The 16,491-nt window shown below is 41.3% G+C and carries 18 protein-coding genes; 6 read left to right on the forward strand and 12 right to left on the reverse strand.

All coding sequences use genetic code 11. The features are described from left to right. Positions 1-2 precede the first annotated feature (2 nt). Positions 3-1,811 carry a sodium-dependent transporter gene (locus AB3N61_RS07535; RefSeq protein WP_367898944.1) on the reverse strand — a complete coding sequence of 603 codons (1,809 nt, stop codon included), beginning with the start codon at positions 1,809-1,811 and terminating at the stop codon, positions 3-5. Positions 1,812-2,047: 236 nt separating this feature from the next. Between AB3N61_RS07535 and clpB the strand changes: the two genes are divergently transcribed. Continuing rightward, the gene (gene clpB, locus AB3N61_RS07540) at positions 2,048-4,615 is read left to right on the forward strand and encodes an ATP-dependent chaperone ClpB (protein WP_367898945.1); all 2,568 of its coding nucleotides are present in this window, start codon (positions 2,048-2,050) and stop codon (positions 4,613-4,615) included. A gap of 115 nt (positions 4,616-4,730) precedes the next feature. On the opposite strand, the gene AB3N61_RS07545 is transcribed toward clpB, so the two are convergent. The 4 genes from AB3N61_RS07545 to AB3N61_RS07560 all read right to left on the reverse strand — a co-directional run bounded on the left by AB3N61_RS07545 (position 4,731) and on the right by AB3N61_RS07560 (position 8,088). Further along, positions 4,731-5,138: a helix-turn-helix transcriptional regulator gene (locus tag AB3N61_RS07545; protein ID WP_036088666.1), complete on the reverse strand. Its 408-nt coding sequence runs from the start codon at positions 5,136-5,138 to the stop codon at positions 4,731-4,733. A 304-nt stretch (positions 5,139-5,442) separates the two neighbouring features. After that, the gene (locus AB3N61_RS07550; RefSeq protein WP_367898946.1) at positions 5,443-6,978 is read right to left on the reverse strand and encodes an LIC12015 family putative lipoprotein; all 1,536 of its coding nucleotides are present in this window, start codon (positions 6,976-6,978) and stop codon (positions 5,443-5,445) included. A 40-nt stretch (positions 6,979-7,018) separates the two neighbouring features. Further along, entirely contained in the window at positions 7,019-7,366 is a 348-nt protein-coding gene (locus AB3N61_RS07555) for a hypothetical protein (RefSeq protein WP_020768381.1), read from the reverse strand. A 17-nt stretch (positions 7,367-7,383) separates the two neighbouring features. After that, positions 7,384-8,088, reverse strand: coding sequence for a hypothetical protein (locus AB3N61_RS07560; protein ID WP_020768262.1), 705 nt, complete (start codon positions 8,086-8,088; stop codon positions 7,384-7,386). 45 nt (positions 8,089-8,133) lie between these two features. Here AB3N61_RS07560 and AB3N61_RS07565 point away from each other — a divergent pair, with 45 nt between their 5' ends. Both AB3N61_RS07565 and AB3N61_RS07570 read left to right on the forward strand, forming a co-directional pair. After that, the gene (locus tag AB3N61_RS07565; protein ID WP_020768291.1) at positions 8,134-8,484 is read left to right on the forward strand and encodes an STAS domain-containing protein; all 351 of its coding nucleotides are present in this window, start codon (positions 8,134-8,136) and stop codon (positions 8,482-8,484) included. A gap of 37 nt (positions 8,485-8,521) precedes the next feature. Then, positions 8,522-9,277 (forward strand): diacylglycerol/polyprenol kinase family protein, encoded by a 756-nt coding sequence (locus AB3N61_RS07570; protein WP_367898947.1) that lies wholly within the window; start codon positions 8,522-8,524, stop codon positions 9,275-9,277. 33 nt (positions 9,278-9,310) lie between these two features. On the opposite strand, the gene lcpA is transcribed toward AB3N61_RS07570, so the two are convergent. Genes lcpA through eno form a run of 7 tightly spaced genes read right to left on the reverse strand, consistent with a single transcriptional unit; the run spans position 9,311 to position 14,189 of the window. Next, positions 9,311-9,883 (reverse strand): complement regulator-acquiring protein LcpA, encoded by a 573-nt coding sequence (lcpA, locus tag AB3N61_RS07575; RefSeq protein ID WP_020768388.1) that lies wholly within the window; start codon positions 9,881-9,883, stop codon positions 9,311-9,313. Further along, positions 9,858-10,403 carry a DUF4416 family protein gene (locus AB3N61_RS07580; RefSeq protein ID WP_020768321.1) on the reverse strand — a complete coding sequence of 182 codons (546 nt, stop codon included), beginning with the start codon at positions 10,401-10,403 and terminating at the stop codon, positions 9,858-9,860. The genes lcpA and AB3N61_RS07580 overlap by 26 nt, the downstream gene beginning before the upstream one ends. 27 nt (positions 10,404-10,430) lie before the next feature. Beyond that, positions 10,431-11,432 (reverse strand): YheT family hydrolase, encoded by a 1,002-nt coding sequence (locus tag AB3N61_RS07585; protein WP_020768505.1) that lies wholly within the window; start codon positions 11,430-11,432, stop codon positions 10,431-10,433. A gap of 3 nt (positions 11,433-11,435) precedes the next feature. Next, entirely contained in the window at positions 11,436-11,795 is a 360-nt protein-coding gene (locus AB3N61_RS07590) for a hypothetical protein (RefSeq protein WP_020768453.1), read from the reverse strand. 10 nt (positions 11,796-11,805) lie between these two features. After that, entirely contained in the window at positions 11,806-12,408 is a 603-nt protein-coding gene (locus AB3N61_RS07595; RefSeq protein ID WP_020768100.1) for a ClpP family protease, read from the reverse strand. Between the two features lie 10 nt (positions 12,409-12,418). Beyond that, complete coding sequence (locus AB3N61_RS07600) at positions 12,419-12,883, reverse strand: FtsB family cell division protein (RefSeq protein ID WP_036088669.1); 465 nt, start codon at positions 12,881-12,883, stop codon at positions 12,419-12,421. A gap of 7 nt (positions 12,884-12,890) precedes the next feature. Continuing rightward, positions 12,891-14,189: a phosphopyruvate hydratase gene (eno, locus tag AB3N61_RS07605; protein ID WP_367898948.1), complete on the reverse strand. Its 1,299-nt coding sequence runs from the start codon at positions 14,187-14,189 to the stop codon at positions 12,891-12,893. A gap of 127 nt (positions 14,190-14,316) precedes the next feature. On the opposite strand from eno, the gene AB3N61_RS07610 reads away from it, so the two are divergent. The 3 genes from AB3N61_RS07610 to AB3N61_RS07620 all read left to right on the forward strand — a co-directional run bounded on the left by AB3N61_RS07610 (position 14,317) and on the right by AB3N61_RS07620 (position 16,481). Beyond that, positions 14,317-15,000, forward strand: coding sequence for a DUF6989 domain-containing protein (locus AB3N61_RS07610; protein ID WP_367898949.1), 684 nt, complete (start codon positions 14,317-14,319; stop codon positions 14,998-15,000). Positions 15,001-15,006: 6 nt separating this feature from the next. Beyond that, positions 15,007-15,999 (forward strand): UDP-3-O-acyl-N-acetylglucosamine deacetylase, encoded by a 993-nt coding sequence (locus tag AB3N61_RS07615; protein WP_367898950.1) that lies wholly within the window; start codon positions 15,007-15,009, stop codon positions 15,997-15,999. A 101-nt stretch (positions 16,000-16,100) separates the two neighbouring features. Beyond that, on the forward strand, positions 16,101-16,481 hold the full coding sequence (locus AB3N61_RS07620; RefSeq protein ID WP_020768060.1) for a TIGR04452 family lipoprotein: 381 nt from the start codon (positions 16,101-16,103) through the stop codon (positions 16,479-16,481). Positions 16,482-16,491 lie beyond the last annotated feature (10 nt).

Consider the following 16,491-nt stretch of genomic DNA (forward strand, 5'->3'; position numbering starts at 1 on the left):
ACTTACGCTTCCCTGGTCCGGAAAAGTTTGATCACACAATATAAGGATAGAAGGGACACTAATCCCAAAGAAACCCACATGATCACAGCTCCATCGAAAGTTAATTCGGGAGAAACGGAACCGAATGCAGCCGCTATCGAGGAAGTTTCTTTATACGGAAAGAAGTTCATAAAGAATGCCAGGATCAGTATAAAACTTCCCAAAAAGATTGGTAGCATTTTGTTCGTGGATCTATCCTTGGATTCTTCCTTACCTTTTAGGCTGAAATGTACTAAAACGTAAATGAGCCCGAATACTGCGAGGATTGATAGAAATACATAACGGGAGATCAATGCCTGGAATTTCGCTTCTTCCGCGCTTGTTCCAGCCGAGGCATTTGCGATCATCCAATCCACATCCATTTTATTAAAATAAGATCCAAGATTTTGGTAGAGGAACATTCCGAATACGACAAGTAAGAATGCCGGAGTGATATATTGGATGACCCACCAGAAAAATTTAGGTAGGTGAGCGTGTGCACCTTTATGACCTTCTTCCAAACCTTTTTTGGCGCCTATTACCCAGCCGAAAATTAAGATCTGTAAGGTTGCTAAAATATAGATCAGAACCGTTCCAACCCAGAAATCCGCTTGGTCCAGCGCATTGAAGTTTTTGTTAAAATACAAGATAGGAAAGGAAAGCCCGAATGTGAAAAGAAAAAGAATAAAACTAGAAATCCTTCTTCTAATATGAAAAGCTTCTTCCAAAAACACGATCACTGGTTGCAACATCGTAACGGAAGAAGTGAGTGCCGCTAAGAATAAAACAAAGTACCAGATCGCTCCGAAAAAGGAACCTCCCGGCATTAATGCAAATACGGATGGAAGTGCGATAAATCCCATCCCAAACGTTCCGAAGGAAGTTGCCGATACTCCTAAAAACAAAAATGCCACAGGAATCGTGATCATTCCGCCGAATCCGACTTCTATAAACTCGTTTAGGGAAGCTGCGGAAACGGAAGATAAGATCACATCGTTCTCTTTTTTAAGATAACTGGAAAATACCAAAGCGATCCCGAAACCTGCAGACAAAGTAAAAAAGATCTGACCCGCAGCGGAGATCCAAACCTTAGCCTCTCCTAAAGCGGACCAATTCGGGTTCCACATCTTGGCAAGCCCTAACTCTATATTATCCAAAGTTAATACTCGAACAAGTACGATCACGGAACAGATGAGCATGGAAGGGACCGCGATCTTAGCGAATATTTCGATCCCTTTTGCGATCCCTCTATACACTAAGATGAAATTCATTAAGAAACAGGCAAGTGTGGCGTAAAAAATTTTACCTTCTATGGCCATCCCATTTTCTTTAGCGCCTACTAGGGTATGAAAATGATCGGAAGAATTCTGGATGAGGGAATTCAGGTCCCTGTTCCCTGGGTTCAAGCTGATATTTCCTGTAATAAAATCGAATGCGTAAGCTAAACACCAGGCTTCCACAAAAACATAATATACATAAATGAGCAAAGGAATGGTAACACCGATTGCTCCGAGCAGTCTAAGAGGTACACCAGAAAGATAGGCTCGGAACAGATTCGGAAAACTATGACCATGTTCTCCTCCCATTCTTCCCATCACCCATTCGGTGATACAAACCGGGATCCCGACCAGGATAAAACTAATGATGTAGGGGAGAAGGAAAGCTCCTCCTCCATTCTGTACTGCTTGTCCCGGAAAGCGGAGGAAATTTCCGAGTCCGATCGCTCCCGAGGCAACGGTTAATATGAGTCCAGTACGGGATTTCCAACTTTCCTTGGGCGGTTCTTTAGTCATCTAGGGTTGTTCCGGCTTTTAGGGATTTTCGGACTTACCACCTGTCCGAAAAGGGAATGGACTATAATCCCAGCGGAACATATCCCCTTGTCAAAACGAATTCAGTTTGAGAAACGGAAAAAAAAGAGACATAAGCAATTGAGAATTGTCTCTGACTTTCTGGCAGAAATTAATGAAAAAAAGCTTTAAAGTCAGTCTAAGGTATAAGTCGAATCCATAATAGATCCGGTAAAAAAATGAAACTAGATAAGATTACATTAAAATTGAATGAGGCTCTTTCAGGTGCACAAAGCTCCTATGATAAGAACCCCGAGATACAAGAGGAACATATCATCGCTCAAATCCTAGGACAAGGAGATGGGTTTGCTCCTCCTTTGTTTTCCAAGCTGGGTTTGAATTTACCTACGTTCCTAGATAAAACGGAAGAAGCGATCACTAGGCTTCCTAGAGTAGAAGGTCATTCCGAAAAGGGATTTTCGCGAGCCGCAATCTCTCTTTTACAATCTTCCGACAAGATCAGGATCGAATTGAAGGATGAATATCTTTCCACAGATCATGTTCTCTTGGCATTTCTGAAGAACGGGACTTCTTCCCTTCGACAGGAATTCAATCGATTAGGACTCGATTATCCTAAATTATTAAAAGTCGTATTAGAACTTAGAAAAGGACAACCCATCATGGATGATACTCCGGAAAACAAGGCGGACGCCTTAAAGAAATATGCAAAAAATCTAAACGAGCTTGCAAAACTAGGCAAGCTGGACCCGGTCATCGGAAGGGATGAGGAGATCAGAAGGACCATCCAAGTTTTGACCCGCAGGACCAAGAACAATCCTGTGCTCATCGGGGAGCCGGGAGTAGGTAAGACCGCGATCGTAGAAGGTCTAGCCGGTAAGATCATCCAAGGAGAAGTTCCGGAAGGAATTAAGACCAAGACAATCTATGCCTTGGATCTAGGTGCGATGATTGCCGGTGCAAAGTATCGGGGAGAATTCGAGGAAAGACTAAAAGCGACACTCGACGAAGTAAAACATAGCGAAGGGAATATCATCCTATTCATAGACGAGATCCATACACTCGTGGGAGCAGGAGCGCAAGAAGGAGCAATGGATGCTTCTAATATGCTCAAACCTATGCTTGCCAGAGGGGAACTTCGCTGTATTGGAGCTACAACCTTAAAGGAATACCAAAAGTATATCGAAAAGGATGCCGCCTTAGAGAGAAGGTTCCAACCCGTTTACGTTAAGGAACCGACTGTGGAGGAAACAGTTACCATTCTTAGGGGATTAAAAGACAGATACGAACTTCATCATGGAATTAAAATTTTGGATTCCGCGATCGTGGCTGCAGCTAGTTTATCGAATCGTTATATAGCGGATCGTTTTCTTCCGGATAAGGCAGTAGACCTGATCGACGAGGCAAGCTCCAAGATGAGGATAGAAATGGACTCTATGCCGGAAGAATTGGACAAGCTGAGTAAGAAGATCCAGTCCTTAAAGATCGAAAAAGAAGCCTTAAAAAGAGAAACGGATCCGGCTTCCAAACAAAGAGTAGAGAATATCGCGAAAGAACTTTCGGAGCAGGAAGAACTTTTCCGAAATCTAAAAGCTCGTTGGGATCTGGAAAAATCCAAAATTGCTAAAATTAAGGAAATCAAGGAAGAAACGGATAAATATAAGGTTTTGGAGGCGGAAGCAGAGCGTAGGGGAGAGATCAATAGAGTCGCAGAAATTCGTTACGGAAAACTAATCGAACTTTCCAAAGAAATGGAGAAAGCGAACGCGGAACTCAAAAAAATTTCCGGATCGGGAAGACTTCTAAAAGAAGAAGTGGATGAGGAAGATATCGCGAACATAGTTTCTCGTTGGACCGGAATTCCCGTCTCTAAAATGCTCCAAGGGGAGAAGGCAAAACTTCTCAAAATGGAAGATTCTTTAAAGATCAAGGTGATCGGTCAGGATCATGCTTTGGAATTATTATCGGAAGCGATCCGTAGATCCCGCGCAGGGATAGCCGATCCGAATCGTCCGATCGGTACATTCTTATTCTTAGGACCGACAGGCGTGGGTAAAACGGAAACTGCTAAGGCATTGTCCGAATTCCTTTTCGATGATGTGAATGCAATGCTTCGAATCGATATGAGCGAATATATGGAGGCTCATTCAGTTTCCAGATTGATAGGAGCTCCTCCAGGTTATATAGGACATGATGAAGGCGGGCAATTGACCGAAGCTGTAAGACGTAGACCTTATTCCGTGATCTTGTTCGACGAGGTTGAAAAGGCTCATCCGGAAGTGTTCAATATTTTCTTACAGATACTGGACGAGGGTAGGTTGACCGATTCCAAGGGAAGGAATGTGGACTTTAAGAACACAGTTATCATTCTTACTTCTAATCTAGGTTCGGATGTTTTAGGTTCGACGGAGTATTCACAAGAAGAAAAAGAAAGAATGGTGGAGCAAAGGTTGAAAAAACATTTTAAACCTGAGTTCTTAAACCGCTTGGACGAAGTGATCCTATTCAAATCCGTGGACGAGGCAATGATCGCTAAGATCGCAGAATTACAATTGCAGATCATGGCTAAAAAGGCAGAGGAAAACGGATTAAAGGTAAGTTTCACTCCTGCATTAAAGAAACACGTTGTACAAGCGGGTTTCGATCCTGAATACGGAGCAAGACCTTTGAAAAGACTGATCCAAAGAGAGATCGGGAACGCTCTCAGTAGTTTTATCCTGAAAGGCGAATTCAAAGAAGGACAAAGTATCGTTCTGGATTATTCCGGCGGGACTGTGCTTGTTAAGTAAGAAGAAAATAAAAAACCCCGGGTTTGTTACAACCTGGGGTTTCAACAACGGCACATAGTAAGGGAAAAGAATGTGCAGTATTGCTTTACGGGAGTTATAACCTCCCGTATTCGATTTAGAATTCTACTTTATGTAGAAATAATTCCTCTTTTTTCATTTTTAAAACTTTAGATGCCATGCTCTTGAAATCTTCAGGCGGCTCTAATAGTCCTAACTCCACTTTGGAAAGGAAAGGAGTCGAGACCTTTAATTTTTTAGCCATATCGTATTGTTTGATACCCAATTCTCTGCGTTTTGCCCAGAGTTTATTGGTAAGTCCTTGGCTGAATTCAGGATAAACCTCTTCTACCGGACTGTCGTTAAACAGCTTATCTAATGTCGTTTTCAAATATTTAGCGCAAGCTTGTCTGAATTTTTCAGTAGGAGCTTGGCTTCCGGTTTCAATTTTGGAAAGGTAGCTAGGGGATACACCCAGAGCCCTTGCCATATCATATTGCTTGATTCCCCGTTTTTTACGGAGCATATAGATGTGGTTGTTCATTCTTTTCCCCTTTTTAACCGTTTTAAAACGACCTTACTTTGTCTCAAGAATAAATTTCCATTGGGTCAAACAAGCACTTAAGTATAGAAATTTTTTCCAAAGTCGGCTTATACTAAAAGAGAAAAGAATAAGAATCAAGCATTTGAATTCTTATTCGATAAAAAAAGGCCGCTAGACTTTCACTGATTATAGAACACGGTCAGTAGTCCGAAGTATAAAGGTATATAACCTTTTCGGACTACTGATATAAGGGATTTCTAAGCTATCGTAAGCAAAGAATATACGATCAGATCTTACCTTCTTTCAATCTACTGGAATCCAGAATGAATTGATAATCCGTTTTAAGCTTTTGGGTTAGCTCTCTTACGAAGTTTTGCTTTTTAGCCCGGATTAAATCCTCTTTAATTCTCTCTCTAACTTCTCCGTAAGGCATAGGGATCCTATCTTGAGGATTGTTCGGATTTGATTTAGCGTAAGAGAACATTTTGGCAGCCTCATATTGTTCTCTCATCTCCGCTTCCGAAACGGTTACATCGCTTGGAAGTTCTCTTTTAAATACCAATGGTTGCACAATGTATAATTTCATTACGTTGAACATATCTTGGAAATCCTTGGATTCCAAAGCTTCTTTCAATTCGGTAGAGTGGTCCGCTATCTTAAACCAAACATATTGTTGTCTAAAAAATTGGAGCACATTCGCCTTATCGTCTAATTTGGAAGAATCCAGTCCGCTTTGTTTGGCCAATTGTTCCAACTCGTTCAAAACGTCTTTAAATTTAACGGTTTCTCCGGTTTTAGTATTGGTTAATAGAACGGAGTCATGATTGAAAGTATTCAGATTGTCTTGGGTAATCGTTACCTTTTCGAAACCTGCATTTTTCACTAATTGTTCCTCTTGTTCGCTGACTGCGCTGAACAAGAATCTTTTTTTCATGAAGTCCTCATAACGTGGAGCGATATCATCCACCTTCAGATCCAAATAATTACGTTTTACTTCCGCTTTGATCTGTTCGGAAACATCGGGCGCCTCGATATATTTTTTAGCGAGAACTTTCAATTTACCGAATTCTTTTGCGAAAAACTTTCCAACTCTGGAAGCGTAGATGGTTTCCACCCTTTCTACTCTTAAGATCAGGAATTTTTTCTTTCTAGGAGCCTTAGGGTCCGCGCCAGGTTGAATTTGATCATCGATCTCTTTTAAGATCCATTTTCCTTCGTTTGCTGCGGCTTCTTGGTAATAGGGAAGGTTCGGATCATTTCCACAATTTAAACATTGCGGCTCCAGTAATCCGCCTACCGCTTTGTAAGCAGGTTGGTCCGTATGATCCACAACATATTGGATAATTTCTTTTTTAGAGGAAAGTTTTTGAATTCCTTCGAAAATACTTTGGGCTCTCTGTCTGGTAACTTCCTCGTCTTTAGGATCGAAGGAAAAAACTGCGATCACACGTACGAAAGCGAATTTTAATTTACCGACTTGCTCCAACTTCTCCGCTAAATTCCTTTGAAGAAAAGAAGCCGCCATCTGAGGTTTGGAATATTTTAGAAAAACAGCTAATTCGTCTTCGGTAACAAGTTTCTTTTCGGTATTGTACAAAGAGATCAATTTGAAAAGACCTAAAGTTTCCAGAAGTTGTGTTTGTTCTTCTTTGGTCGGATGATTCGGCTCCGGCTTGCGTCCGCCTGTATTGAGTTGGTAGAAGTTCCTGAGTTCTTTTCTGGTTACAGTGCCTCCTTTGAATGAGGCTAATACATCCGAGTCCGAATTACACTGAAAGAGTAAAGCAGCCAGGAAGGTGAGTGCGATTATTTTTTTGTTCATGTCGTTTTATATAACCTGTTCTTTTCGGATCTCGAAAAGACTAGTATTTATGAATGGTCTTTCGGGCAGGTTGCTGCTTCTTACCTTGGATTTCAACGGATATTTCGCGAGTTAGGCGTTTTTCGTTGTCTTGGTAAAGTCCTTCGGCTGCCCTCGCGCCTGAAGGTGGGCCGGAAGAATTCCAATCGGAAGGAGTTTCTTTTGTCTTCAAAGAAAGCATCTCTTGTTTCTGAGAGGAGAGTTTATCCATCTCCGCTCCAATCGATACTTTTAGAGATTCGGAATAATCCCGGTCTGCTGCAATTCTATCCTTGATCTTGCCTAGTTCGGTCAGGTCCCGATCTATTTCTTCCGTTTTTCGTAAAAGATGAGCCACTTTGATTTTCATGGATAAGACCTGGAACCTTAAACTTCAGTTCCTGAATCTAGTCCCCAGGCTGCTTCTTGCAAGTAGGAAAAAAAGAGTCCGCAGGCAAGGATCATCAACTCTTCTCCCGGTTTGGATAGGCATATAAGAAGGAAGAAGGTGGAAAATAAGAGTCCGCTAAGAAAATCCTTCTTTCCCTTCCAGAGGACCCAAACCATTCCTAAAAACAAGAGTACCGATTTGAATAGAGACGGTCCTAAACTAGGATGAGGAGGCTCATATAAGATCCAAGCTCCGGAAACCAAAACACAAATTCCTAAAATTAGAATACGAACTTGTTTCGGAACGGAGAAAATTAGAAATAAGGAAAGTGCTGGGATCAAAAAAGGAGAAAGTTCCCTTCTGGAAAAGGAAAGGATACAGGATCCTGCCAATATTAGAATTCCTAAAGTTTCTCTAAAAGCTGGAGAGCGGCTTCCTAAAAAAGAAAATCCTCCGGAAGAGATCATACCGGCAAGGCTTAATGACACCAGATCCAAAATGAATTCCGCGGAGGTGCCGTCCCAAAAGGAAAGAACACATAGTGAAGCGGGAAAAAGTAAAAAACTGAGATTGGGTCTAAGGGTTTTGGAAGAATGGAACTGGGAAAATGCGATCGTAAGACAGAGTACCAAGGAACCGGAAAAAGGAAACCCATAGGTTTTGAAAAACAGATAAGCTGAGGTGAAGAATAGAAAAACCATTTGTATCTATTATGAAATTCCAGTATTCTGACGAATCAAACCGTTATGATCCTGAACGAGATTATCATCCAGACGGAAAAGATAGACGGCGTTCAAGTTCTGAAATTGCAGGGTTCTATCAACTCCTTTACGGAGAAAAAATTTAAGGATGTACTATCCTTGGCGGTACGTCAGGGACCGGTCATCATGGATATGGAAGACGTTCATTTGGTATCCTCCACCGGGGTCCAGGCCTTAAAGGAAGTTAGTCAATCCAGTTTCGCAACTAAGAACAAACTGGTTCTTGTAAATATTTCCAAAGCGGTGATCAATGTTTTTAAGATGGCCGGCTTAAGCGGATTTTTCCTAATTGCAAACGACGAAGAGGCAGCATTAAAGATGGCCTCTAAAAGATGATAATCTAAGATCTAAGATGAAATCTCGGAAATAAAAAATGAAATCTGAAAAAACTTCCTCCTTTAATTATTTTAGAAAGGCTTGGCACTTACTAGGACTGATCATTCCCGCCTTTTATTATTTCGATGTATTTCACGGCCAATTTTCGTTAATGTATGCCACCAGGGCCATTCTGACCGTTTTACTCGTTCTATGTCTGGGGCTTTTGGTCCTATTAGAATGGGCGCGGTTCCATATTCCTGTCGTCCAGACGGTATTCGTAAAGTTAGCCGGTCCTTTATTGAAGGAAGAGGAGAAATCCAGGATCAACGGGACCTTTCCTTATTTTCTTTCCATCACGCTTGTGGTATTTTTTTTTCCTCCTGATATTGCGATCCTTTCTTTATTATTCTTAGTCATTGGAGATCCGATGGCTGCTTGGGTCGGGACCCATTTCGGAAAGAACAGATTTTCGAACGGAAAATCTAAGGAAGGGATTTTAGCGTTTATTTTATCTTCCGCCGTCGTAGGACTTTGGTTTCTCTCTGTGATTCAGTCGGGCTCCAGAGAATTCGGGATCTATCAATTTTCTTCCGGAGAATTTTGGCAGAATGTAATTTTGATCCTGCCTGCAGTAATCGCTGCCGCCGTAACCGAATTGTATAGTGGAACGTATTGGAACGGGATCGTAGATGATAATCTTCTGATCCCGGTAGTGTCTGCGGTTGTATTAGGACTTTTCTCGTATTTTACTCTGAATCTGAGCGTAGATCAGATCTTTTTAAATCCGATGCAGATCTTCGAGATGTATTAGGAAATCGAATTTTCTTTTCTGCGGGGGTTCAATTTAAGGAGTTTTTTCCGCAGGAAGGACATGATATACGAAATCGATCCTGGTTTTTGTGCTGCCTTTGATCCCTTTTGCAGACCAGGTAAATTCTAAGTCGGTCGGAAAAATCGAAGTCTCATACGGATATTGTCCTAAACGATTTTCCTTTTTTTGTTTTTCTTTCACCATAGAACCTAGATAATTAAAAGAACCGATCCAATCTTCTCCGATCTCGAAACCTTCCATCTTACCTTTTACGCCTGCAAATTCGTACATCGCAAAGTAGGTTTCTTGGATCTGTTTTCTTTCTTCCGGACTCATTCTGCGGTTCATTCGAAGCACGAACCCTGGAGTTTCTCTGGCATGGAAATAAAGATAGTTGCCAAGCTCCTCCCAAGTATTCGGCTTTTTGGCATTCGGAATATCCACCGAATATTTTTTATTCAAGGGAGAAGGTTCCCTGCACACTCCATCTCTCGTGAAATAGTCGCAAAGTTCCACATTGTTCACGGAAAGAACGGAAGGTTCGCAGGCCATAAAGGCAAATAAGAATAGATAAGTTGGTTTAACGTTTTTCCAAAGAGCTAACATAAGATTCTCGTAAATTAGTAAAAAAGTATAAAACTTCAGGGTGTTTGAAAAATTCCGATGCGGAAGTTTGCGGGATCCATTTTTGTCCCTGGTAGGTATATATGATCTCTGCGAATACACCATGGAACAAATAGATCCTATGTAGATCCTCTTCCAATGAGGCTAAAACCAAATTATAAGGAGTCAGATACCCAGGCAATACCCTGATTGACTCATCCGATTTGCGTAAGTAAGTCTGGAATTTCATACATTCCTTCTGGAGACTTGGAAGTTCTTCCCTGGAAATTCTACGCTTCAAAGAAAGAATTCTAGTAAATCTACCGATAGGAGAATCCAAAAAATTTTCAAACTGATGGGTCCATTTTGGAAGAGCTTTGGACTCGTATAAGGTTTGAGAAAATGAATCTTCCGCTTTTTCTTTTAAACGATAATATGCCTCTTCATTTTCGTAAGAAACCACAATAAAGAAGGATGCAGGAAGAGGTTTTTTGGGTTTGGAAGAGTTCTGTTTGGAATTCACTTGTTTAAGCGGCTTTCAGGCAGCAGATTATAATTTGGAATCGAAATAATCCAGCAGAATTTTAGTAAGCCAACGACCGTCCGGAAGATCCGGTTTGGAATCCGTCACAAATCCAACATGGCCTCCTTGTTTGGTCAGAATGGTTTTTAAGTTCGGAAGTCTGTTCCAATCGATCGAATTCCATTCGAATAGAGGGACCACTGGATCATCTTCCGCATGGATAAGAATTCCATGATGAGTGATGGATTGGATATATCCTATGCAGGAGTTTTTTTTATAATATTCCATAGCACTCGGATACCCGAAAGAAGGAGCTGTGATCATATCGTCGAAATCAAAAAACGTTTTTATTTTTTTGGAATTTTCCAATTGCAAAGGAGTCAGATCCAATATCCCTTCTTTGATCTTCTTTTTAAAACTGCTAATAAAATGATTTCTGTAAAATCTTCCGGAAAGTGAATCGATAAATTCGCAATTTTTGGCCAGATCCAGGGGAGGGGAGACCGCCGAAAAAGCGAGTGATTTATGATTTCTGGATTCTCCGAAAAATTTTAGGACCAAGTTCGCGGAGAGTGAAAATCCTGATACGAAGATCTTTTGACTCAAATATTCATAGATATAATCCAGAACATCCTGTAAATCTTCCGACTGACCCGCGTAATATGATTTTCTGGAAAACCCTCTTCCTCTTCCGCAATTTCGCAAATTCATCCGGATCACGCCGTATCCTCTTTCCAGAGCGGAGGAAGCAAGAGATATTAAATAAGAACTTTCCGAATCACCTTCCATTCCATGGATCATGAGTATATAACTCCCGTTAGATGGAATGGAGCTCTTACGATACGAGGAAACAGGAGGATTATGTTCTAACCAGAGTTTATCCCCGGATTCTCCGCTTACCGTAAGAAGGATATCTTCGCAGTAATAAGAGGTCCTAAGAGGATTTTCAGGAGGAAAAAGAGTGCTGTAAATAGTTTGTGCATGTTTTCCTGAAACGAATCTTTTAGGTCGAAAATGAGAGGCTTCCATGGATCAACGGATCTCGTTTTCCTTAAAAAACTCTTTCCACTCTTCTTCTTGTTCTTTTTTTAAAAGGGACCGTTTCTCTAAGAATTTCTTAAATTTTTTAAGGAATACTTTTCCCTTCTCTCTGATCTTTGCGTCCTCAGGGAACATATCTTCCAAATAAAAGTTCAAGAATTCGTCCAATTCGAAAGCGCTTAGATCGGAGACTAAAATTTTTTCGGAGGGGTCTTCCGGATCCTCGAATAATAAAGCCGAGAACTCCAAAAGTAGATTAGCTATTTCTTTTTCGGAAAGATGTTGTGCTCCTTCCGGAATAGTTTCCAGATAGGAGCGAACGGTTTCTTCTAAGGAAGAGGGACCAGACAACAGAAAAACCTTAATTTTGTTTCGGGAATTCGATCTTGGTCGCAAGAGTATCTACGATCCCGTATTTGATCGCTTCTTCCGCGTCCATATAATAATCTCTATCCGTGTCTTCTTCCAATTTTTCGACAGGGTGACCGCAAGCGTCTGCAAGTATTTGGTTCAATCTTGCTCTGGTTTTTAAGATCTCTTCTGCTTGGATCTTAAGATCGGATGCAGGAGCAACGATCTGTCCTCCGATACTCGGCTGATGGATCATCACTTTCCCGTTAGGCCAAATGGCTCTTTTACCTTTTACGCCTGCAGCTAAAAGAACGGATCCCATAGAAGCAGCCAGTCCCATACAAACGGTATGAACCGGAGAAGTGATCATTTTCATTGTGTCGTAGATGGTAAGTCCGGAAGTTACAACGCCTCCGGGACTATTGATATAAAATGTGATTTCCTTTCCTGGATCAGCCATTTCCAGATAGAGTAGTTTGCCTACGATATCTTTTGCGGATTCATCGGTAACCGCTCCCCATAAGAAAATTTTTCTATGGTCGATGAACTTTTTGGAAATTTTGCTACCGGCTAATTCTTCGATTACTTCGGTGATTTTTTCAGTCTCGGACATTATGGCTCCCTTAAGCAGCGGTTCGTTCTTCCAGTTTCTTCCTCCGTAATTTCCTGAAAACTCCAATAAATACGAAAGCAACAAAGGAAACGTAAAAAAAGCGAAGTAACTGGATCGGAGGGACCGGCATATCTCGGTCCGCTCTTAAAGCAATTAGACGGGAGGCGAGGACCGGACGATTCTCCGCTTTCGGCTCCGGCTCCCTAAATTTGATAATTTGTGCATTTTCGGAGAGAAGATAATACTTTCTAGCTTCTTTCTCCAAAGCTAATCTATCATCTCTGAGAAGTTTTTGCCTTTCTTCTAACTGTCTATTCTCATACTCCAGTCTTTCCACATCCAAACGAAGGCTGGAAAGACTGGTTTCTAGGGTAGACCGTACGACCAGACCGGACTCTCCCAATACCGTGAAGTAAAACATTCCGGAAAGAAAGAGTAGAAGTAAAAACAGTTTGTTCGCCAAGCCAATTCCCATAAGTAGTTTAGAGATTATAGAATGTATTTCTCCCTTTGTAAACCGCAGAAGAACCTAATTCTTCTTCGATCCTCAAAAGTTCGTTATATTTAGCGATCCTATCGGTCCTGGATAGGGAACCAGTTTTGATCTGGCCCGCGTTCGTACCCACCGCGATATGCGAAATAGTTACGTCCTCCGTTTCTCCGGATCTATGGCTGATCACATTCGTATATTTGGCTTTTTTCGCCATATCGATGGACGCCAAAGTTTCGGATAAACTTCCGATTTGGTTCACCTTGATCAGGATGGAATTGCCCACCTTTTGGGAAATTCCCTGGGAAAGTTTTTCTATATTGGTAACGAACAAATCGTCTCCAACCAGTTGGATCTTCTTACCCACTTTCTCGCTTAGAAGTTTCCAACCTTCCCAGTCATTCTCATCCAGACCGTCTTCAATAGTAATGATCGGATACTTTGAGACTAGATCTGAATAGTATTCCACTAATTCCGCGCTAGAGAACTCTTTATTTCCTTCTCCGCCCAAAACGTATTTTTTCTTGGATTTGTCGAAAAACTCGGAAGAAGCGGCATCTAAACCCAATAATACGTCTTTTTCCGGCTTATAACCCGCTTTTTCAATGGCTTGGAGGATCACTTCTAATCCTTCTAAGTTGCTTGCAAGATCCGGAGCGAATCCTCCCTCATCTCCTACCGCAGTATTCAGTTTTTTGGATTTGAGAACGGACTTAAGGCTATGGAAAACTTCTGCTCCGACTCTTAATGCTTCGCGGAAGCTATTCACTCCCACAGGTAGGATCATAAATTCTTGGAAGTCCACATTATTATCCGCATGGGCCCCACCGTTGATGATGTTCATCATTGGTACGGGAAGTTCATTTGCGAAATTCCCGCCGACGTATCTGTAAAGCGGAAGTCTAGTATGGGATGCTGCCGCCTTTGCTACCGCAAGAGAGGTTCCGAGTATCGCGTTTGCACCTAATTTTGATTTGTTTTTGGTCCCGTCCCGATCCAGCATCAAGAAATCAATTCTGTTTTGGTCTAAAGCGTCTTCGCCGATCAATATGTCTTTGATCTTGACGTTTACGTTTTCTACGGCTTTTAGGACACCTTTGCCTAAATAACGGGATTTATCTCCGTCTCTTAATTCTACCGCTTCGTATTCTCCTGTGGAGGCTCCGGAGGGAACTGCAGCTCTACCGAAAGAGCCGTCTTCCAGTGTTATATCTACTTCAACCGTAGGATTTCCTCTGGAATCCATGATTTCGCGGGCACGGATCGCCGAAATTTTGGAGCTTTTGGACATGTGATTTCCTTATAATACCTATCTCTTATAGATTTTTCCTGAAATCCTTTTGTTACGCGGAAATAAATCAAGCGGGAAAAGCAGGAAAAAGATTGCCTGGACCGGCTATAAAGATACAAATCCGTCGATGAAGACCACTGAAAAACATTCACTATTCTTTCATATCTCCTTCACGATACTATGTATCATAGTTCTATTACTTCCAATTCCAGCGACTAACGGTTGGAGATTGTTTTTTCTGGTTTTAGTCTATAATATCTCTCTGCCAATCGTTGCCCAGGTTTGGGAACATGACCGTTGGATGGATATTTTTCTTTTTGTTTTACCTGTAAGTATTCTACAAGTGATCCCTGATTGGTTCTTATCCAAAGTGCTTGGGGTTTTGGTGTTCCCTCCGGACGGATTTTATAAGATCGGAACAGTATCCGCATATATGGCCGGCCTTTGGACCATTCCACTTTTTATCATAGTGTATGTGGCCACTCGATTTGAAAAAAGATATCCTGAGGCAAATCCGCTCAGCAAATATCTGTTAGCCGGAGGAACCGCATTTTTGATCTTCTTCTTATCCGAAGAATTTATGAGACTAATACCGGTCTGGTATGCGCAGAATGTTTCCATGATCGGACATACTGCGATCTATGTTTTATTTCCTGAATTCGTCTTGGGAATATTTGCCACATTCGCATATTTTCATACCGAGCATAAACCTTTTAGGACCAAGTTACTTTGGGCAATCCCAACGATGGCTGTATACTTGGGAACTCTCTCTTTCAGTTATTTATTTGTAGAAGGTGTTTGGAAAGTCTAAAAAAGAATGAAGGTCCTGACCCAAATTTCTGAAATTAAGGACTTAGTCTCGGATCGAAATCCGGAAATCCTTTCTCTTCCTGAGGAATTTTCGCAGGAAACGGAAGTGGATCCGGAATATTCTTATACCATCCAGAAGGAATTCCAAGTCCAGGGTAAAGCCACCTTCGAGAACAAAGAATCGATCATTAAAGTGAGTCCCATCCAAAATGGAAGATCCGGATTTAGTTGGAATGGGATCAGATACGATTTAGATAGTAGGAAATGTATTAAAGGAAATCATAATATACAATTAGGAGAAGTAAAGGTGATAGAACATCCTCTTGCCTGGATGTTGGCATTCGGAATATATGCTGATTTTACCTTGACCGAATCCAGTTTTCCCACCTTCGATTTTTGCGATCGAGTCTATATGGACCATTCGAAGGGAAATTTAAAGAAATTAGGGGAAAGAAAAAAGATCTCTGTATCTTCTCCATTCGCTCTAGTTTGGGAAAAGGGTTACTGCGTTTTGGAGCCTTCGGTCCAGGAGTCGCAAGGTCTCGTGATCGATCACCAAGTAGAATATCCGGGTACTACCGTTGGAAAATCGAGGATTGTGACCGAACTCACTGCGGAGAATTTTTCTTATTTCGGGGACGCAAGGACCACCGCGTTCCGTAACAAAAAGGATGCGGAAAGTTTTTATCAGATCGGGCTTGCCGGTGGATTGAAAGATTATCCTTTTACCTTGGAAAACGTATTACTTTTAGATGAAGATAAAATCTATAATATTCGGGACAAGTTTCAGGACTCGAGGTCCGGTTACAATTACGAATTCATCTGTCATGAATTGATAGATATCATTTCTTGGTTACGTTTTGTAGAAGAAAAATATGAAGGAAAATTTTTCGGAAAGATGACAACTTTTCTTTTTGATCATCACAAACAGATAGATATCGCCCAGTTTTCTTGTGATCCGGAAGAATTGGAAAAATACGGGATCCGGATAGAAAATTAATTTCGGGTAAAGGATTTCCAAAAACCTAAAACTACTTGAAATAGAAACGGTTTCGTTTTAAAAAATCAAAACGAAGTCCATTTTCCCTAAAGAGGTTACCAATGCGGATCGGAATATTACCGCTATTATTTATCCTAATGATCGCAGTAAATTGTGTAGCGTTAAACACTACCGGTTTAACGAATCGTTATAAAGGAAGTGAAGCAAAGGATAAAATAGAAGAGGCGGCAACCCTTGCGGCTCAATTGTATGCGATCGGGAGCGGAGATTTTTCCGGCTCTACGTATTTGAATAATATATTTCTTCCGCCGATCCTGGCAGGGATCAAGCCCAGCGAATATTACGCTAAAGAAGATGTGCATGCTTGTGTGGACGAGATTAAATTGTTCGGAGCCTTAGGACTTCAACCGTCTATCGCAGTTCTGTTCGGGCAATGCTCGAATTTACAGCCTGACAATAATATCTATGGAAGTGTAGACTAAATTTCCTTTT

Source organism: Leptospira sp. WS58.C1, from assembly GCF_040833995.1.
Taxonomy (GTDB): Bacteria; Spirochaetota; Leptospiria; order Leptospirales; family Leptospiraceae; genus Leptospira_B; species Leptospira_B cinconiae.